Here is a 19,310-nt window from a genome sequence, read left to right on the forward strand (position 1 = left end):
TCGTCTCTGCTAGCGCTGCAGCCAGGTGAGCACCGCGAGCACGCGACGGTGGTCGGTGCCCGAGTCTTCGAGGCCGAGCTTCTGGAAGATGGAGGTGACGTTCTTCTCGACCGCACCGACGCCGATGAAGAGCTGCTTCGCGATGCCCGCGTTCGTGCGACCCTCGGCCATGAGCTCCATGACCTCGCGCTCACGCGGCGTCAGCGACGCGAGCGGGTCGCTGCGCCGAGAGAGCAGTTCGCGCACGACCTGCGGGTCGAGCACGGTGCCGCCTTCGCTCACCCGCTCGACCGCGTCCTCGAGTTCGTCGAGCGACGCCACCCGGTCTTTCAGCAGGTACCCCATGCCGCCCTCGCCCGACGAGAGCAGCTCGTGGGCGTAGGTTCCCTCGACGTACTGGCTGAGCAGCAGCACGCCGACCGAGGGCATGCGCCGGCGAAGCTCGATCGCCGCCCGCACCCCCTCGTCGCGGAACGTCGGCGGCATGCGCACGTCGAGCACGGCGAGGTCGGGCCGGGTCTCATCGAGCGCCGCCAGCAGGGAGTCGGCCTCCCCGTATGCGGCGACGGTCTCGAACCCGGCCTCGTCGAAGAGCCGGACGAGCCCCTCGCGCAGCAGCATCGAATCCTCGGCGAGCACGATGCGAAGCGGGCCGCGGGAGGGTTCGGTCATGCCCCCACACTAGCGGCGGCGGTTATGCCCGCCGGTCGAGTAGCGAGCGTATCGAGACCCGCACCGGGATCTCGATACGCGTCGACTACGTCGGGCTACTCGATCGACGGCGGCGGCGAAACGGATGCCACGACTGGGGTGTAGGGGATGTGCGCGCCGATCGTGGTGGGACCGCCGACGGGGCTGTCGACCACGAACATTCCGCGAAGGCCCTGCACCCGATCGGCGAGCCCGGCGAGCCCATGCCCCGGCAAGGGGGAGGCGCCCCCACGACCGTTGTCGGTCACCCAGACGTCGAGCCAGTGCCCGGCGGCGCCGGTGTCGCGGGTCGAGGCCACGAGCCGGATGCCTCGCGCCTCGGCGTGCTTCGCGGCGTTCGTGAGCAGTTCTGCGGCGACGAAGTAGGCGTTGCGTTCGATCGAGGCCGGCACCGAGGCATCCGACGGCAGGTCGACCTCGACGGTGACCGGCACGGGGCTTCGCGTGGCGAGCGACTGCAGGCCGACCGCGAGGCCGCGGTCCTGCAGGATCGGCGGGGCGAACCCGCGTGAGAGCGCGCGCAGTTCGTCGAGGGTCTCGCGGGCCTGGTCGCGGGCCTCGCCGAGCAGTTCCCGAGCATGCTCGGGGTCGCGTTCGAGCTTGCGCTCGATCGTCGCGAGGTCCATCTGCAGGCGCACGAGGCGCTGCTGGGGACCGTCGTGGATGTCGCGTTCGAGGCGACGCAGCGACGCGTCCTCGGCCTGCACGGCGGCGCCGCGCGATGCCGAGAGTTGCGCGACCTCGCGCTCGAGCGCCTCGGAACGCCAGGCACTGAGCGTGCCGCGGGCGATCACGTCGTGCAACAGGGTGAGCCCGCGGAACACGAACGGCAGCGTCGCGAGGAAGATGAGCCCGACGATGAACTCGAAGATCGCTTCGCCGAGCAGCGGGTCGATCTTCCACGTGTTGCCCGGGAACAGGAAGTCGATCACGACGTCGTGCAGCCAGAAGTCGGTGTCGTTGCGCCCGTCGGGAATCGTGCGGTACCAGATCCAGGCGGTCGTGCCGCCGAGCGCCACCGAGGTCCACGCGACCGTGATGCTCCACGAGATCACGCTGACGATCGGGTTGATGATCATGCCGTGCAATAGGTAGAGCCAGTAATGACCGTCGATGAACGGGGCCCACATCGTGCGCCAGAAACCCTGATTGCGATCGGAGTGATCCCAGGCGGGTCGGGTGATGCGGGGCCGGCCCGCCCACTCCAGCCGGACGAGCTCGAGCGTGCCGAAGCCTCGGGCGACGAACATCGCCGCCACCACGATGAAGATGCCGAACACGATGAAGATCAGGCCGAGGCCCGTGAAGAAGATGGTCGCGAGCAGGCTCAGCCCGATGATCGCGATCGGCATGGTGAGGATGAGGAAGGCGAACTCGCGCGGCACGGTCGCCCACAGCGACCAGTAGACGCGGCGCTTCGGCGGGGCGCCGTCGGTCGGTGGCTGCGCGAGTGTCGTGTCAATGCTCATCGTGGGTTCCTCCAGTCATCGTGGCAGACTGCCCGGGCTCGACGACGGCGAACTGGCCCATCATGCCCTGATCTTCGTGCCACAGCAGGTGGCAGTGGTACATGTACGGGGTGTCGGCGTCGGCGTAGTCCTCGAAGCGCATCAACAGCTCGTACTCGGTCTCGGGTTCGGTGAAGATGGTGTCCTTCCACCCCGCGAGCTCAGGTGGCGGCGCCTGCCCGTCGATCGTGGCGATTCGGAACTGCACGTCGTGCACGTGGAAGCTGTGCGGCACCTGCGTCGTGTTCGCGACGACCCACCGCTCGAGCGTGTCGACCGTGACCGTCTCGTCGATGCGGCCCATGTCCATCGCCTCGCCGTTGATCTCGAAGCTGTCGCTCAGCTCGAAGCGGCGGGTCGTCGCGACGTCGGCCGGGTCGAAGTCGTTGATCGTGTTGAGCCGCGCGGGCACGGCCGCGGCCGGGTCGAGCCTCTCAGCGGCACGCACTTCGAGCACGTCGAACGCGTCGCTGCCGCCGTTCGTCGCGGCGACCGGCCCGACGAGCCCGGCGGTCTCGGGCGTCATCTTCGACTGCAGCACGAGGCGCTCGCCGGGCGTCAGCCGCACGAGCACCTCGGCGCGCTCGCCGGGCGACAGCCGCACATGGTCGAGTGAGATCGGTGCCTCGAGCAGTCCGCCGTCGGTCGCGATGAGGTCGACCGATCGGCCATCGCTCCACGTGAACGCATACGTTCGTGCCGTCGACGCATTGAGGAGGCGCAGGCGCACGAGCTCGTGCGAGACATCGAGGTACGGGCCGCGGGTGCCGTTGACGATGAGCTCGTCCCCGAGACCGCCCGCGTAGCCGCGCTGCTTGCTCTCCTGCTCGCCGTCGGCGGAGAAACCCGAGTCCTGCACGATCACCGGGATGTCATCGACGCCGTACTCCCCCGGAAGCCCGAGCGAGCGTTCGTGCTCGTCGCGCAGCATGAACATGCCGGCGAGGCCACGGGCGACGTGGTCTTCGGTCTCGCCGTGCAGGTGCGGGTGGTACCAGAGGGTCGCCGCCTGCTGGTCGATGTCCCATTCGGGCGACCATGCGGCACCCGGATCGACCATCTGGTGCGGGCCGCCATCCATCTCGGCGGGAAGGTGCATGCCGTGCCAATGCACCGTCGTCGGCTCGTCGAGGGAGTTCGTCACGTCGACGCGCACCCGCTCGCCACGGTCGGCGACGAGCGTCGGGCCGAGGTAGCTGCCGTTGAATCCCCAGGTGTCGCTCGCGACGCCCGGCTCGAACTCGGTGGTTCCCGCCTGGGCGTCGAGCGCGAAGACCCGGGTGCCGTCGGCGTCGACCGTCGACTCGGCGAGCGGCGGGATCGCAAGCGGTGTGTCGAACTCGACGTCGCCGATCGTCGAGACGGGCCCGGGTCCGACGATGCCGCACCCGGCGAAGGCGACGGCGACGAGCCCGCCGGCGGCGATGGTCGCGAGCGTCATGGCGACCGTCGCGCGTGGTCTGCGTAGGGAGGTCTGAAGCATGACTCCAGCCTCACCATCCGCGCGCGCCCGCCCCAGCATGCGAGCGCCCGAATGCCGCCGGGGGTTATCCCCCGCGCGCCGTGTTCTCGATACCCGGCGGGCTTCGCCCGACGCTACTCGATCACCGAATGGGTGAAGCGGCCGGCGAGCAGCGTCGCCGCGACCGGCAGGGTGCGAAGGTCTTCGGCGGATGTCGCGAGCGGGTCGGCCTCGACGACCGCGAGGTCGGCAGGGCCGCCGCCCGTCGGCAGGGTGCCCCGACCGCCGGTCGATGCGGCGAGCGCGGCGCGCGCTTCGATCGCCTGTTCGGGATGCCACGGCGCACGGCCGTCGCGCGCGCGGCCGACCGCCGCCGAGATCGCGATCCAGGGGTCGAGCGGCGCGACGGGTGCGTCGGAGCCGAGTGCGAGCTCGACCCCAGCCTCGGTGAGTTCGGCGAGCATGAACGCCCGATCGGTGCGTCCGGCCCAGTAGCGGTCGGCGACGTCGCGGTCGTCCATGGCGTGCTCGGGCTGGACGCTCGCGATGATGCCGAGTTCCGCGAAGCGGGCGACATCCGTTCGCCGCAGCAGCTGTGCGTGCTCGATCGAGCCGCGCACGCTCGCGCCTCGCCCTCCCTCTGTGCGTGCGGCGAGCGCCTCGAACGCGTCGAGCACTCTCGCGTTGGCCCGGTCGCCGATGGCGTGCACCGCCGGGGTGATGCCGGCGTCCGCGGCGCGGATCATGAGCGGCACGAGTTCGTCGTAGGGCACGGTCGCGAGTCCGTAGGGGTGTTCGCCGCCCTCGAGCCCTGGGTACGGGTCGAAGCACCACGCGGTGCGCGTGTTCAGCGAGCCGTCGGTGATGACCTTGTAGCCGCCGACCGTGACGAGCCCGCCGGTCGCGGCGATGACATCGCCGGTGTGCATGCCCTCGGCGATCGCCCGCTCGAGATGCTGGGTGTAGATGCCGAACGACACGCGCAGCGCATCGAACCCTGATGCGGCGCGACGAGCCCAGTCGTCGCGGTTCCAGCGCATCTCGTAGTCGGTGATGCCCACGACCCCGCGTGCGGCGGCACGTGCGGCCGCCTCGGCGACCCAGCCGTCGAGCACCTCGTCGGCGACGTCGTCGATCTCGCGGACGAGCCGGAAGCAGTCGTCCTCGCGCAGCACGCCACTCTCGTCGGTGGCGTGCTCGACGCCGTGGCGGCGGAGCGCGGCCGTGTTCAGCCAGCACGCGTGCAGATCGGCTGAGACGAGCACGACCGGCACGTCACCCGAGACCGCGTCGAGCACCGCCCGGCTCGCCGGCTCGGGCCAGAGGCTGTCGCGATACCCGAATCCGATCACCTCGTCGGCGCCGCCGGCGACGGATGTCGCGACGAGCGCCGCGACCTCGGCCGCGGATGCGGTACCGGCGAGGTCGAGGCGTCGCGACACCATGGCCCATTGCGAGAAGTGCACGTGGCGGTCGTGGAGCCCCGGAACGACCCATCGGCCATCGAGGTCGACACGACGGATGCCGGAGGTCGCCGCAACCGCGCCCGAAGGTGCGATCGTCGCGACCACGCCCCCGTCGACGTGCAGGTCGAAGAGGCCCCGCTCACCCGCGAGGCGAGCGCCGACGAGCAGCATCGGCGCCGCGACATCCGTGGGGCTCGAACCGGCCGCCGTCATCGGCGTGCCGCCCGCAGCACCTCGTGCGTGCGGCGCATCTCGGCGGCGAGCGCGGGACTGGCGTACGGCCCGTCGCCCTCGAGTTCGGCGATGATGCGGTCGACGGTCGCATCGGGCCGGTTCTGGCTCATCTTGTTCTTCGCGACGAACCGGGTGATCGGAATGCGCAGCCCGACCGTGCCCGCGGCGATGCGGTCGGCGTACTCGGAGTTCTCGGTCGTTCCGCGCATGCGGCGCGGTTCGGGCATCGCGTCTTCGAAGTGGTCGACGAGGGCTTCGAGCACGCGCAGGTTCTCGTCGGCGTCGAGCACCTCGGGGGTGCCGTGCAGGTGCGCCGTGACGAAGTTCCACGTCGGAACGGCGGGGTTCTGGTCGTACCAGCCGGGCGAGATGTACCCGTGCGGCCCTTGCACGATGACGAGTACCTCATGACGCCCGAGCTCGTGCACGAGGTCGTCGGGCTTGCCGACGTGCGTGAGCAGCACGATGCCGTCGGCGTCTTCGTCGAGCAGCACCGGGTAGTGCGAGGCGACGAGCCCCGAGGCATCCGTCATGCTCACGATGGTCGCCCACGGATGCGCGCGGACGAGGTCCTTCACGCCCTCCTCGCTCGCGAGGGTGAAGCTCGGGTTCTGTCTCATGGTTCTCCTCATGCCTGGCAGTAGGGGCACCAGTAGAGCTTGCGGCCGCCGAGCTCCTCGAGTGCGATGTTCGTTCCGCAGACCCGGCACGGCAGGCCCTCGCGTTTGTACACCCAGTGGCGGTCGTCGCGGTTGGCCATGGCCGCGCGGTATGCCTCGGGGTCGAGGTCGTCCATCGTCATCATCTGCCCGGTCTCGACGCCGATGCGAAGCAGCTTCGCCCAGTCGCGCCAGAGGTGTCGCACGTGCTCCTCGGGCACGTGTCTGCCCGGGGTGTGCGGGTTCTGCCGCGCCCTGAAGAGCAGCTCGGCGCGGTAGACGTTGCCGATGCCGGCGACGACGCTCTGGTCCATGAGCAGCAGCGCGATCGCCGTGGGCTTCTTGCGGATGACACTCGTGAAGCGTTCCTCGGCTCCGGGCCCCGCGTCGATCAGCGGGTCGGGACCGAGCTTGCCGACGACCGTCTCGACCTGCGCCGGGTCGAGCACTTCGCACGCGGTCGGGCCGCGCAGGTCGGCGACGATCGTGTCGGTGAGCAGGCGTACCCGCACCTGGCCGATCGGCTCGGGCGGGAACGTGTCGAGCGCGTTGCCCTCCTTCTCGGACTCCGACATGCGCAGCCGCGTGCGCCGCGGCGCCCCGATCGAGTGGAGCGAGTTCTCGCCGGCGGTGTCGAAGACCACGGCGTCGGGGTTCGGCCCTTCGAGGAACGTACCGGTCTGGTTGGTCTGCCCCATGCGTCCGTTCGCCGACGCGATCGTCGCGTCCATGAGGATGTCGCCCGCGAAGTCCCACGCGCCGTACATGCCGAGGTGCACCCGCAACCACACGTCGCCCTCGAATCCGAGGAACATCTGCTTGCCCACGGCGCGGGCATCGGTCATGCGTCGCCCGTCGATCTCGGCAGCGCCGACCGCGAACCGGCCCTGCGGGCTCGAGGCGTGCACGACATGGCCGACGAAGTTGCGCTCGAACTGGCGCGTGATGCGATGGACGGAGTGGCCCTCGGGCATGGCGCCTCCTAGGCGTCGAAGCGGTCGACGCCCTTGCCTGCGATATCGCCCGTGGTCTCGTACTCGAAGAGCTGCGCGATGCGCCGCACGTGCCGATCGTCGCCCGAGAACGGCTCGGCGATGAACGCGTCGATGTAGCGGATCGCCTCTTCGACGGTGTGCTGGCGGGCCCCGATCGAGATGACGTTGGCGTCGTTGTGCTCGCGGGCGAGGATCGCGGTGTCCATGCTCCAGACGAGTGCGGCGCGGATGCCCTGCACCTTGTTCGCCGCGATCTGCTCGCCGTTGCCCGACCCTCCGAACACCACGCCGAGCGTGCGCACGCCCGCGGCCTGGTCGCGTGCGACGGCCTGCGCCGCGTTGATGCAGAACGCCGGGTAGTCGTCGAGCGCGTCGTACTCGGTCGGCCCGTGGTCGACGACCTCGTGACCGCCATTGGTCAGGTGGTCGACGAGCGTGCGGCTGAACTCGAGGCCGGCATGGTCGGTCGCGATGTGGATGCGCATGGGCCAAGTCTAGGGATTCGGCACCCACGTGAGCGCGCGCCCGTGCGGTTGCGCCCACGCCCGCTGCACCCCGTCGACCGCGAGCACGAGGTCGGTGCTGTCGTTCGCGACGTCATCGCGCGCGCGGATGCCGGGCAGCACCGTGCGCGGCTCGACCGAGAGCCAATGGCCCGGAAGGGCGCGCACCGTCTCGACGAAGCGCCCGCGGCCTGCCTCGTCGAGGTACATCAGCACGACCGTGTGGAAGACGACGAGGGTCGCGTCGGCCGGCGCTTCTGCGGCGAGCGCGGCGAGTCGTTCGTTGAGGTCGCCTGCGACGATGCGCGGCGGGTCGGTGGCGGCGATTCGAACGGCTGCCTGCAGGCGGGCCCGCCGGTCGTCGTGCTCGGGCCAGATGAGCGCGTCGAGCCAGGCGACATCGTGGGGGCGGGTCACATCGAGCGGGTGGAGGTCGATGCCTGCGCGCCAGACGACCTCGGGCAGACGGTCGGGTACCGGCACCGCGCCGTCGGTCGCGCAGTCGAGCACCACGGGGCTCGGCCCGTCGGCCGGATCGAGCCGCTGATGCCCCGGATAGCGGTAGCTGTACCGGTCGGGATACAGACAGAGACCGGCGGATGTCCCGACCTCGAGCAGCGCGAGCGGCCCGTCGGTGCCGGCGAGCGCCGGAACGTGCAGCGCGCAGCGGCCCGCCTCGTTCGTCTGCGTCGCATGCGTCTCGGCGGTGGCCCGCACCTCGACCCAATGGGTGTGCAACCAGTCGCGGAACACTCCGTAGGGGCCGAGCGGTGCCCCTTGGAAGCGGGCGGCCGAGAAGACGAGGTTCGGCTGCCGCTTCGCTGCAGGCAATCCCTCGACGAGGGCGATCGTGCCCGGGTCATCCGCCACACCGAGCGCCCATGCCTCGTAGGTGGCCGACATCCCCCGCGCCTCGACCTCGGCGAACACCCGATAGCGCTCGGAAGTGGGCGCGTTGGAATCGACGCTGGTGTGCATGGTGTCACGCTACTCTCGCGCCGATCCCAGCCCCGGGGCGGTCGTCCGGTCTAGGCTGGGTCACGTTGCCTGCGGCCACGAGCCGCGTCGATCTGCGAAGGAGCGCACGTGCCCGGAGAGAACCTCACCCGAATCGAAGCCGAGGAGCGCGCGGCGCTCGTGACGGCGCACGACTACGACGTCGTGCTCGATGTCACCACCGGACCCGAGGTGTTCAGGACCACCACGACGGTGCGGTTCGCGGCGACGACGCCGGGTGCCTCGACGTTCATCGACGCGATCACCGCGGCGGTGCACTCGGTCACGCTGAACGGCGTCGAACTCGACCCCGCCGAGGTGAGCGACGGCGTGCGCATCCAGCTGCCGAACCTCGCCGCCGAGAACGAACTCGTGGTCGTCGCCGACGGCAACTACATGAACACCGGTGAGGGCCTGCACCGCTTCGTCGACCCCGTCGACGACGAGGTCTACCTGTACACCCAGTTCGAGGTGCCCGACTCGCGCCGCATGTTCGCGGTGTTCGAGCAGCCCGACCTGAAGGCGTCGTTCCGCTTCACGCTCACCGCGCCCGACCACTGGGAGGTCGTGTCGAACTCCCCCACGCCCGAGCCGGTCGACGCCCATGAGGGCGCCAAGACCTGGGCGTTCACGCCGACTCCTCGTATCTCGAGCTACATCACCGCGCTCGTCGCGGGCCCGTACCACGTGGTGCGCGACGAGCTCACGAGCGCCGACGGCCGCGTCATCCCGCTCGGCGTGTTCAGCCGCAAGAGTCTCGCCGAGCACCTCGACGCCGACTACATCTTCGAGAAGACGAAGCAGGGCTTCGAGTACTTCGAGGCGAAGTTCGACGTTCCGTACCCGTTCGAGAAGTACGACCAGATGTTCGTGCCCGAGTACAACGCGGGCGCCATGGAGAACGCGGGCGCGGTGACGTTCACCGAGTTCTACGTGTTCCGTTCGAAGGTGACCGATGCCGTGCGCGAGCGCCGCGTCGTCACGATCCTGCACGAGCTCGCGCACATGTGGTTCGGCGACCTCGTCACGATGAAGTGGTGGAACGACCTGTGGCTCAACGAGTCGTTCGCCGAGTGGGCGTCGACGATCGCCACGGCCGAGGCCACCGAGTGGACCGAGGCGTGGACGACGTTCAACGCGATGGAGAAGAGCTGGGCCTACCGCCAGGACCAGCTGCCCTCGACGCACCCGGTCGTCGCGACGATCAACGACCTCGAGGACGTGCAGGTCAACTTCGACGGCATCACCTATGCCAAGGGCGGGTCGGTGCTCAAGCAGCTCGTCGCATGGGTCGGTGTCGAGGCGTTCTTCGCCGGCGTCTCGGCGTACTTCAAGAAGCACAGCTGGGGCAACACGACACTCGCCGACCTGCTCGCCGAGCTCGAGACCGCGAGCGGCCGCGACCTGTCGGCATGGTCGGGACTCTGGCTCGAGACCGCGGGCGTCAACACCCTGCGCCCTGAGATCGAGACGGATGCCTCGGGCACGATCACCTCCTTCGCCCTGCTGCAGTCGGCCACGGCAGAGCACCCGACCATCCGACCGCACCGCCTCGCGATCGGGTTCTACAACCTCGCCGCCGGCAAGCTCGTGCGCGACCACCGCGTCGAACTCGACGTCGACGGCGAACGCACCGAGGTCGCCGAGCTGGTCGGGCGCACACGCCCCGACCTGGTGCTCCTGAACGACGACGACCTCGCCTACGCGAAGATCCGCCTCGACGACGCCTCGCACGGCGTCGCGCTCGCGAACCTGTCCGAGATCGACGCGCCGCTCGCGCGAGCACTCGTGTGGAGCTCGGTCTGGGACGCCACGCGTGACGCCGAGACCCGGGCGACCGACTACCTCGCGCTCGTGCTCGGCAACGTCGCGAGCGAGACCGAGTCGACGACGCTGCGCATCGTGCTCGCCAACGCCAACCTCGCGGCGAGCGCGTACACCGCCCCCGAACGTCGCGCCGAGGCGCGAGCCGGCCTGGCCGACGGCTTCTGGAAGCTCGCCCAGGAGGCGGCCCCGGGCAGCGACGCGCAGTTCCAGTTCGTGATGAACTTCGCCGCGATCGCCGAGGCGGGGTCGCACGTCGACGACCTCGCCGCCCTGTACGACGGCTCGCGTACGCTCGAGGGACTCGAGATCGACACCGACCTCGGCTGGGAGCTGCTGATCGCGCTCGTCGCGGCGGGTCGCGCCGGGGACGCCGAGATCGACGAGCGCCTCGCGAGCGACAACACTGCGACCGGCCAGCAGTCCGCCGCGCATGCTCGCGCCGCCATCCAGACGGCCGAGGGCAAGGAGCGCGCGTGGGCATCGCTCATCGACGTCGACACGGCGACGAACACCGTCGTGCGCGAGACGGCCGAGGGCTTCCTGCGCGCCGACCCCGCTCTGCTCGAGCCGTTCGTCGAGCGCTACTTCGAGATGCTCGAGCGCATCTGGGAGGACCGCAGCTACGCGATCGCCGAGAAGCTCGTCGACGGCCTCTACCCGTCGCCGCTCGCGAACCGCGCGCTCGCCGACGCGAGCCGGGCATGGCTCGACGCGCACCCCGCGGTGCCCGCGCTGCGCCGACTCGTCATCGAGCGGCTCGCGGGCGTCGACCGCGCCCTCGCGGTGCAGGCGCGCGACAGCATCTCGTCGGTCGAGTAGCGAAGCGTATCGAGACCCCTCGCGAGGTCTCGATACGGCGCTGGCGCGCCTAGCCGAAGTCGTCCCACGGGGCGGCGGGCGTGGTACCCCGGTACCATCGCCCGCCGCCCCGAAACCGTTCCGGAGTCCGATGTGCCCGGGTCGAGGCATCCGTAATTTCGATGTCATGATCACCGCAGAAGGACTCACCAAGCGCTTCGGCGCGAAGACGGCCGTCGACGACATCTCGTTCACCGTTCCCCCGGGGCAGGTCACCGGCTTCCTCGGGCCGAACGGGGCCGGCAAGTCGACCACGATGCGCATGATCGTCGGCCTCGACCGCCCCAGCGGCGGCAGCGTGACGGTCAACGGCGAGCCGTACGCGCGGCACCGCGCCCCGCTCCGCGAGGTCGGCGCCCTGCTCGACGCGAAGGCCGTGCACACCGGCCGCACCGCCGAGAACCACCTCCTCGCGATGGCCGCCACACACGGCATCAGCAGGCAGCGCGTGCGCGAGGTCATCGAGCTCACCGGACTCGAGTCGGTCGCCCGCAAGCGGGTCGGCGGATTCTCGCTCGGCATGGGCCAACGCCTCGGCATCGCGGCCGCGATGCTCGGCGATCCCGCCACGCTCATCCTCGATGAACCCGTCAACGGGCTCGACCCCGAGGGCGTGCTGTGGGTTCGCCGCTTCGTGCGGCACCTCGCCGCCGAGGGGCGCACCGTCTTCCTCTCGTCGCACCTCATGAGCGAGATGGCCCTCACCGCCGACCACCTCATCGTGCTCGGCAAGGGGCGCATCATCACCGATGCCCCGATGGCCGACGTCATCGCGGGTGGCACCCGGTCGCGCGTGCACGTGCGGTCGCCGCACGCGTCGCAGCTCGCCGACCTGCTCGCCGGGCCCGACATCAGCGTCATGCGCTCCGAGGCGGGCGTGCTCGAGGTCACCGGCCTCGAGGCATCCGGCATCGGCGACCTCGCCGCACAGCACTCGCTCACCATCCATGAACTCACCCCCAAGAACGCGTCGCTCGAAGAGGCCTACATGGCCCTCACCGCCGACGCCGTCGAGTACCGTACGGAGGCACTCCGATGACCACGATCGCCCCCACAACCCCGGGAATCGAAGGGCTCGACCAGCAATCCGGGCGACTCAGCTTCGTCGGCATCCTCCGCTCCGAGTGGATCAAGCTGCGAAGCCTGCGTTCGACCGTCTGGTCGTACCTGTCGGTCGTCGTCATCATGCTCGGCCTCGCGCTCATGCTGTCGCTGACCATCGCCAACGAAGGCTTCAACGCTCCCGACGCCCCCGGCGGCTCAGCCGCCGACCAGGCCGGCCTGTTTGTGCAGTCCTCGACGTTCGGCGTGTTCCTCGCGCAGCTGGTCGTCGCCGTGCTCGGCGTGCTCGTCATCACCGGCGAGTACAGCACCGGCATGGCCCGCTCGACCTTCACCGCGGTGCCCAAGCGCCTCCCCGCGCTCGCCGCGAAGGCGACCGTGCTGTTCGTCGTGACCTACCTCGTCAGCCTGGCGGCCGGCATCGGCGCCTACTTCGTCTCGGCCGCTGTGTTCGCCGGTCACGATGTGTCGGCGAGCCTCACCGACCCCGACGTCCTCATGCCGATCCTCGGCGCCTCGCTGTACCTGTCGCTGCTCGCCGTGTTCGCGCTCGGCGTCGGCACCATGGTGCGTTCGAGCGCCGGCGGCATCGGCATCGTCCTCGCGCTCATCCTCGTCGTGCCGACGATCCTGCAACTGGTGCCGGCCGAATGGGCCCAGGACATCTACCCCTACCTGCTCTCGACGGCCGGCACGAACATGTTCGCGCCCACCGAGGTCACCGGCACCGAGGTCCTCACGGCCTGGCAGGACCTGCTCGTCGTGCTCGGCTGGGTGGGCGCCTCGGTGGCCGGCGCAGCCACGCTGCTCGTGAAGCGCGACGCGTAGAGTCCTGTCCATGACCCAGTCGTGGCTCGCCCCCGACCACCCGGATGCGGTGGCCGGGGGCGAGCCACGCCTGCCCAAGCCTCCCGGCGTGTTCCGCCGGTTCTGGGCGCGGCATCCACGGCTGACCGACGGACTGATCGCCGGCGTCTACGGCGTGCCCACGATCGTGAGCGTGATCATCACCGCCCTCCAGTACGGGCTGCCGCTCTGGCTGACCCTGCTGCAGTTGGCGGTGGTGCTGGGAGCCGCCGCGGCGATGCTGCTGGTGCGCCGCACCCGCCCATGGCTGGTACTGGCGCTCGGGTGGCTCGCGTGCCTGGTCTCAGCCGCGTCGGGATCGCTCGAGATCTTGGCGATCCTGATCGCCCTGTACGCGCTCGCCGTGTACGCGTCGACCCGCGCAGCATGGATCGGCTTCGGCGTCTCGGTCGCGGTCGGCGCGATGGGCTCGTACCTGGCGACGTGGCTCCGCGACACGCTCATCGTGGAGCCCTTCGATTTCGAACCTTTGGGCTCGTCGATCGCGTTCGGGCTGTTCATGCTCATCGCGACGCTCATCGGCGTGACGGTGGGCAATCGCCGCCGGTATCTCGACGCGCTCATCGCGCGCGCCCACGACCTCGCCAGGGAACGCGACCAGCAGGCCGAACTGGCCGCGGCCCAGGAGCGATCGCGCATCGCCCGCGAGATGCACGACATCGTCTCGCACGGCCTGACGGTCATGATCACCCTCGCCGAGGGCTCGGCGGCGACCGCCGGCCGAGACCCCGAGCGCGCCGCCGACGCGATGCGCCACGTCGCCGACGCCGGTCGCGACGCCCTCGGCGAGATGCGCCGCATGCTGGGCGTGCTGACCGGGCCGGCCGGGGCCGCCGCCGACCGTTCACCGCAGCCGGATGTCGCCGCCGTCCCCGCGCTCGTCGACGGCTTCCGCGAAGCGGGGCTACCGGTGCGGCTCACGACGTCGGGCGCCGCGGTGACCGAGCACACGCTGCAGCTCACCGTGTATCGCGTCGTGCAGGAGGGCCTGACGAACGCCCTGCGTCACGCCACGGGAGCGCAGCACGTCGACGTGCGCATCGAGCGGCGCGACGACGACGTCGTCGTCACGGTCGAAGACGACGCGCGGCACACTGCACCGCAGATGGTGGGCGCCGGTCGCGGCCTCGCGGGCCTTCGTGAGCGCGTCGCACTGTACGGAGGCACCGTCGAAGCGGAGCCCCTGCCCGGGGGTGGCTGGCGCCTCCGGGTGACGCTCCACGCGGCATCCGATCGAATCGAAGAGGACGCATGACCGTCGACCGGCCCTCTCCGATCAGCATCGCGATCGTCGACGACCAGGCGCTCGTGCGCACCGGCTTCCGCATGGTGCTCGAGGCCGAGCCCGACCTCGAGGTCGTCGGCGAAGCCGGCGACGGCGCGGCCGCGATCGACCTGGCACGATCCACGGCGATCGACGTCATGCTCATGGATGTACGGATGCCCGGGGTCGACGGCATCGCCGCGACGGCCGCGATCACGGCGAGCGAGCACCCGCCGCGGATCATCGTGCTCACGACCTTCGACCTCGACGAGTACGCCTTCGCCGCGATCCGCTCGGGCGCGAGCGGTTTCCTGCTGAAGGACGTGCGCCCGCAGGAGCTGGTCAGTGCCATCCGCACCGTGCACGCCGGCGACGCGGCCCTCGCCCCGCGCGTCACGCGACGGATGATCGAGATGTTCGCCGACGAGCTGCCGGACGCCGGTGCCGCTGCCGCGCAGCCGCCATCGTTGCTCGACGCGCTGACGCCGCGCGAACGTGAGATCCTCGTCGCCATCGCCGAGGGCCTCAACAACACCGACCTCGCATCGCGCTTCCACCTGTCGGAGTCGACGGTGAAGACCCACGTCGGACGCATCCTGCAGAAGCTCGACGCACGCGACCGCGTGCACCTCGTGATCATCGCGTACGAGCACGGGCTCATCCCACCGGGAACGCTCGGCGGGCGTGGGTAGGCTGGCTGGGCACATCGACGCGAAGGGGTCTCATCCATGCCGGCTGCCAATCTCACTCGGAGCGAGGCCGAAGCCCGCGCCGCGGCCATCGACGTCCGTGACTACAACGTCACGCTCGATCTGACCCGCGGCACCGAGACGTTCGCGAGCGAGACGGTCGTGCGCTTCACCGCGACCCCGGGCGCGTCGACGTTCATCGAGGCGACGACGCGCGACGTGCACGAGATCGTGCTGAACGGACATCCGCTCGATCTCTCGGCGAGCGACGGTGCGCGCATCCGACTCGAGGGACTCGCCGCCGAGAACGAGCTCAGGGTGGCCGGCACGTTCGCCTACACGAACACCGGCGAGGGCCTGCACCGCTTCGTCGACCCAGTCGGCGGCGAGACCTACCTGTACACCGAGTTCGCAGTCGCCGAGGCCAACCGGGTCTTCGCGGTGTTCGACCAGCCCGACCTGAAGGCGTCGTTCCGTTTCACGGTCACGGCGCCCGCGCACTGGCAGTTCCTGAGCAACGCGCCGACGCCCGACCGCGTCGTCGACGCCGCACGAGCCACCTGGGCCTTCGAAGCCGGCCCGGTGATGTCGAGCTACATCGTCGCGCTCGTCGCCGGCCCCTACGCGTCGTGGCGCGACCGGGCGACCAGCGTCGACGGCCGTGAGATCCCCCTCGGGCTCTTCACGCGCGCCTCGCTCGCGCAGTACGCCGATCCCGAGGTCATGTTCGAGACGGTGAAGGCCGGCCTCGCGTTCTACGAGCAGGCGTTCGGCGTTCCCTACCCCTTCGGCAAGTACGACCAGATCTTCGTGCCCGAGTACAACTGGGGCGCCATGGAGAACGTCGGCGCGGTCACGTTCAACGAGTCGTACCTCTTCCGCGCGCGCGTCTCGGACGCCCGGCGCGAGCAGCGGGCCATCGTCGTGCTGCACGAGCTCAGCCACATGTGGTTCGGCAACTCGGTCACCATGAAGTGGTGGAACGACCTGTGGCTCAACGAGTCGTTCGCGACGTGGGCGTCGACGCTCGCGACGTCGCAGATCACCGAGTTCACCGGGGTCTGGGCGACGTTCGCGAGCGACGAGAAGACGCACGCCGCCGAACAGGACCAGCTGCCGTCGACGCATCCGATCGTCGCCGTCATCGACGATCTCGCCGATGTCGAGGTGAACTTCGACGCGATCACCTACGACAAGGGCGCCTCGGTGCTCAAGCAGCTCGTCGCGTTCGTCGGCCTCGACGCGTTCCAGCGCGGCGTCGGCGCCTATCTCGCCGCACACGCGAGCGGCAACGCCACGCTGCGCGACCTGCTCGACGAACTCGAACGCGCGAGCGGGCGCGAGCTGACCCGGTGGTCGCAGCTGTGGCTCGAGACCGCGGGAGTGAACACGCTGCGTGCGGTCGTCGAAACGGATGCCTCGGGCACGATCACCGCCGCACGAGTCGAGCAGTCGGCGGCCGCCGAGCATCCGACGCTGCGCCCCCATCGGGTCGCGATCGGCTCGTACACCCTCGACGGGTCTGCCCTCATCCGCACCCATCGGGTCGAGCTCGACATCGACGGCCCGAGCACCGACGTGCCCGAGCTCGTCGGTCTGGCGCGGCCCGACCTGCTGCTCGTCAACGACGACGACCTGACCTACACGAAGGTGCGGCTCGACGACCGATCCTTCGCGGTCGCCACCGAGCACCTCGCCGGGATCGCCGACCCGGTCGCCCGAGCCGTCGTGCTCGGCTCGGCCTGGGACGCGGTCCGCGACGCCGAGCTCGCTCCGCACGCGTTCGTGCGCCTCGTGGTCGCCAACATCGGCCGTGAGACGCAGTCGGCGGCGCGCGGTCTCGCGCTCGGCCACCTCGAGACGGTGCTCGGCCGGTACCTCGCCGAAGAGCACCGCGAGCAGGTCGCCGCCGAAGCCGGCGATGCCGTCTGGGCGCTCGCCGAGCTCGCGGCCGAAGGTTCCGACACGCAGCTGCAGTTCGTGAAGGCGTTCACCCGCATCGCGTCCACGGCGGCGCACGCCGACGTGCTCGGCAGCCTGCTCGACGGGTCGATCAGGCTCCCGGGGCTCGAGGTCGATCTCGACCTGCGCTGGGAGCTCGTCATCGCCCGTGCCGTGCTCGGCGCGGGCACCGATGAGGAGCTCGCCGACGCCCTGCACCGCGATGACACCGCCAAGGGGCGCCAGCTCGCCGAGACCGCGCGGGCGGCCCGTCCCGATCAGGCGTCGAAGGACGCCGCGTGGCAGAGGGTCATGACCGACACGACGCTCTCGAACGACCTGGCTCGCGCGATCGCCGACGGCTGGCGACGCACGACCTCGCCCGAGCTGCTCGCCTCCACGGCGGCGGAGTACTTCGATCGCCTGCAGGCGGCGTGGGCGGAGCGCGGCTTCACGATGGGACGCATCATCGCGACGAGGCTGTTCCCGTCGCCGCTCGTCACCGCCGAGCTCGCCGACGTCACACGAGCCTGGCTCACCGCGAACCCCGAGCCCGCCCCGCTGCACCGGCTCATCGCCGAGCAGCTCGCCGAGCTCGACCGTGCGCTCGCCGCGCAGGCGCGCGATGCCAGCGAGCTCTCGGTCGCGGCTCAGTAGACTTTCGCACCATGTTCGCTTCTGAGACTCCACCGCCTGAGCCCACCCCGGTGAGCGGCGACTTCTGGGCGGGCATCGTCGACTACTGGGTCACGAACTGGGACGACGTCCTCGGCACCCTGATCTCGATCGTCGTCATCATCGCGATCGCCCTGCTGATCCGCTGGGTGCTGCACTTCGTCATCGACCGCGTCGTTCAGCAGATCGTCACGGGGGTGAAGAGAAAGCAGGACGTCACCGACACCCAGGCGCTGCAGGCGTCGCCCTCACCCCTCGCCGCGGTGCGGCTCGTGCAGCGCACCCGAACGCTCGGTTCGGTGCTCACGAACATCGTCAACGTCACGCTGTTCATCATCGTGACGCTATTGATCGTCAACACGATCAACGAGGCGATCCTCGGCTCGTTCGCCCTGCTCACCGCCGCCATCGGTGCCGGTCTCGGCTTCGGTGCGCAGAACATCGTGAAAGACGCCCTCAACGGGCTCTTCATGGTCGTCGAAGACCAGCTCGGCGTCGGCGACATCGTCGACCTCGGGCCCGCGACGGGCATCGTCGAAGCCGTGCAGATCCGCATCACGAAGGTGCGCGACGTGAACGGCACGCTGTGGTTCGTGCGCAACGGCGAGATCCTGCGGGTCGGCAACATGTCGCAGGGCTGGGCCCGGGTCATCCTCGATCTGGCCGTGCCGTACGACACCGACGTCGACGCGGTCGAAGCCGAACTCCTGCGCACCGCCACCGAGATGTCGCAGACCGGCAAGTGGCGCTCGCGCATCCTCGAGAAGCCCGAGGTCTGGGGCCTCGAGTCGATCACCGAAGACGCGCTCATCATCCGCGTCGTCATGAAGGTGCGCTCGTCGGCGAAGGACGACGTGGCTCGCGAACTGCGCATGCGGTTGAAGAACTCCCTCGACGCGATGGAGGTCAAGCTGCCGAGCCTCTCGAGTGTCGTGCCGACCGGGTTCGAGGGTGCGACCCGCGTCAAGGGCGCGAAGCCACCGCGAACCGCGCCGAGCGCCGTCGTCGCGGGCGCTCCCCCGGCGAAGGCACGCACGGCCCGACCGGCGCGCACGCCGCGTGCGCCCCGCGCGCCGAAACCCCCGACACCGCCCACCGGAGACCTGTCATGACCGAACACCGCCTGCCCGAGGCATCCGCGCCGCAAAACGCATCGAACGTGCCGCCCGCGAACGTGCCGCTGCGCGGCAGCGAGCACGGCGAGGCGCTCGGTGTCTCGTTCTACGACACGGTCGGCGGTCGTGCCACGTTCGAACGCCTCGTCGCCGAGTTCTACCGCCACGTCGCCGACGACCCCGTGCTGCGGCCGATGTACCCCGAGGAAGACCTGGGGCCCGCCGCCGAACGGCTCACGATGTTCCTCGTGCAGTACTGGGGCGGGCCGGGCACGTACAGCGAGCAGCGCGGGCACCCGCGGCTGCGGCTACGGCACCAGCCGTTCAAGGTCAACCCCGAGGCACGCGACCGCTGGCTCGCGCACATGCGCGCGGCCGTCGACTCGCTCGAGTTGCCGCCGCTCGCCGACGCGACACTGTGGGATTATCTGCAACGGGCCGCATTCGCGATGGTCAACACCTTCGACGACTGATCACC

Annotated in this window: 16 protein-coding genes; 8 read left to right on the forward strand and 8 right to left on the reverse strand. The window is 70.1% G+C overall.

Annotated elements, in window-relative coordinates:
* Positions 1-9 precede the first annotated feature (9 nt).
* The 8 genes from LQ757_RS08745 to LQ757_RS08780 all read right to left on the reverse strand — a co-directional run bounded on the left by LQ757_RS08745 (position 10) and on the right by LQ757_RS08780 (position 8,516).
* Positions 10-672 carry a response regulator transcription factor gene (locus tag LQ757_RS08745; protein WP_231046827.1) on the reverse strand — a complete coding sequence of 221 codons (663 nt, stop codon included), beginning with the start codon at positions 670-672 and terminating at the stop codon, positions 10-12.
* A gap of 95 nt (positions 673-767) precedes the next feature.
* Positions 768-2,180, reverse strand: a complete 1,413-nt coding sequence (locus LQ757_RS08750; protein WP_231046828.1) for a sensor histidine kinase — start codon at positions 2,178-2,180, stop codon at positions 768-770.
* Entirely contained in the window at positions 2,170-3,702 is a 1,533-nt protein-coding gene (locus tag LQ757_RS08755) for a multicopper oxidase family protein (protein WP_231046829.1), read from the reverse strand. The genes LQ757_RS08750 and LQ757_RS08755 overlap by 11 nt, the downstream gene beginning before the upstream one ends.
* A gap of 113 nt (positions 3,703-3,815) precedes the next feature.
* Positions 3,816-5,360, reverse strand: a complete 1,545-nt coding sequence (locus LQ757_RS08760; protein WP_231046830.1) for an amidohydrolase — start codon at positions 5,358-5,360, stop codon at positions 3,816-3,818.
* Entirely contained in the window at positions 5,357-6,001 is a 645-nt protein-coding gene (locus tag LQ757_RS08765) for an FMN-binding negative transcriptional regulator (RefSeq protein ID WP_231046831.1), read from the reverse strand. The genes LQ757_RS08760 and LQ757_RS08765 overlap by 4 nt, the downstream gene beginning before the upstream one ends.
* Before the next feature lie 8 nt (positions 6,002-6,009).
* Positions 6,010-7,014: an Fpg/Nei family DNA glycosylase gene (locus LQ757_RS08770; RefSeq protein WP_231046832.1), complete on the reverse strand. Its 1,005-nt coding sequence runs from the start codon at positions 7,012-7,014 to the stop codon at positions 6,010-6,012.
* Between the two features lie 8 nt (positions 7,015-7,022).
* Positions 7,023-7,520, reverse strand: a complete 498-nt coding sequence (locus LQ757_RS08775; RefSeq protein ID WP_231046833.1) for a ribose-5-phosphate isomerase — start codon at positions 7,518-7,520, stop codon at positions 7,023-7,025.
* Positions 7,521-7,529: 9 nt separating this feature from the next.
* Entirely contained in the window at positions 7,530-8,516 is a 987-nt protein-coding gene (locus LQ757_RS08780) for a DUF2332 domain-containing protein (protein WP_231046834.1), read from the reverse strand.
* 108 nt (positions 8,517-8,624) lie between these two features.
* Between LQ757_RS08780 and pepN (LQ757_RS08785) the strand changes: the two genes are divergently transcribed.
* The 8 genes from pepN (LQ757_RS08785) (at position 8,625) to LQ757_RS08820 (ending at position 19,305) form a co-directional block, all read left to right on the forward strand.
* The gene (pepN, locus tag LQ757_RS08785; protein ID WP_231046835.1) at positions 8,625-11,180 is read left to right on the forward strand and encodes an aminopeptidase N; all 2,556 of its coding nucleotides are present in this window, start codon (positions 8,625-8,627) and stop codon (positions 11,178-11,180) included.
* Positions 11,181-11,346: 166 nt separating this feature from the next.
* The gene (locus LQ757_RS08790) at positions 11,347-12,258 is read left to right on the forward strand and encodes an ABC transporter ATP-binding protein (protein ID WP_231046836.1); all 912 of its coding nucleotides are present in this window, start codon (positions 11,347-11,349) and stop codon (positions 12,256-12,258) included.
* A complete protein-coding gene (locus tag LQ757_RS08795; protein WP_231046837.1) occupies positions 12,255-13,109 on the forward strand; it encodes an ABC-2 transporter permease family protein in 855 nt (284 codons plus the stop codon). The genes LQ757_RS08790 and LQ757_RS08795 overlap by 4 nt, the downstream gene beginning before the upstream one ends.
* 10 nt (positions 13,110-13,119) lie before the next feature.
* Positions 13,120-14,403, forward strand: a complete 1,284-nt coding sequence (locus LQ757_RS08800) for a sensor histidine kinase (protein ID WP_231046838.1) — start codon at positions 13,120-13,122, stop codon at positions 14,401-14,403.
* A complete protein-coding gene (locus tag LQ757_RS08805) occupies positions 14,400-15,104 on the forward strand; it encodes a response regulator (protein ID WP_231046839.1) in 705 nt (234 codons plus the stop codon). The genes LQ757_RS08800 and LQ757_RS08805 overlap by 4 nt, the downstream gene beginning before the upstream one ends.
* Positions 15,105-15,140: 36 nt before the next feature.
* Positions 15,141-17,699 carry an aminopeptidase N gene (gene pepN / locus LQ757_RS08810; RefSeq protein WP_231046840.1) on the forward strand — a complete coding sequence of 853 codons (2,559 nt, stop codon included), beginning with the start codon at positions 15,141-15,143 and terminating at the stop codon, positions 17,697-17,699.
* 11 nt (positions 17,700-17,710) lie between these two features.
* On the forward strand, positions 17,711-18,829 hold the full coding sequence (locus LQ757_RS08815) for a mechanosensitive ion channel family protein (protein WP_231046841.1): 1,119 nt from the start codon (positions 17,711-17,713) through the stop codon (positions 18,827-18,829).
* Positions 18,826-19,305 (forward strand): globin, encoded by a 480-nt coding sequence (locus LQ757_RS08820; RefSeq protein ID WP_231046842.1) that lies wholly within the window; start codon positions 18,826-18,828, stop codon positions 19,303-19,305. The genes LQ757_RS08815 and LQ757_RS08820 overlap by 4 nt, the downstream gene beginning before the upstream one ends.
* The last annotated feature ends 5 nt before the right edge of the window (positions 19,306-19,310 follow it).

Origin of the sequence: Agromyces cavernae, from assembly GCF_021044935.1 — a bacterium.
In the GTDB taxonomy this organism is placed as follows: Bacteria; Actinomycetota; Actinomycetes; order Actinomycetales; family Microbacteriaceae; genus Agromyces; species Agromyces cavernae.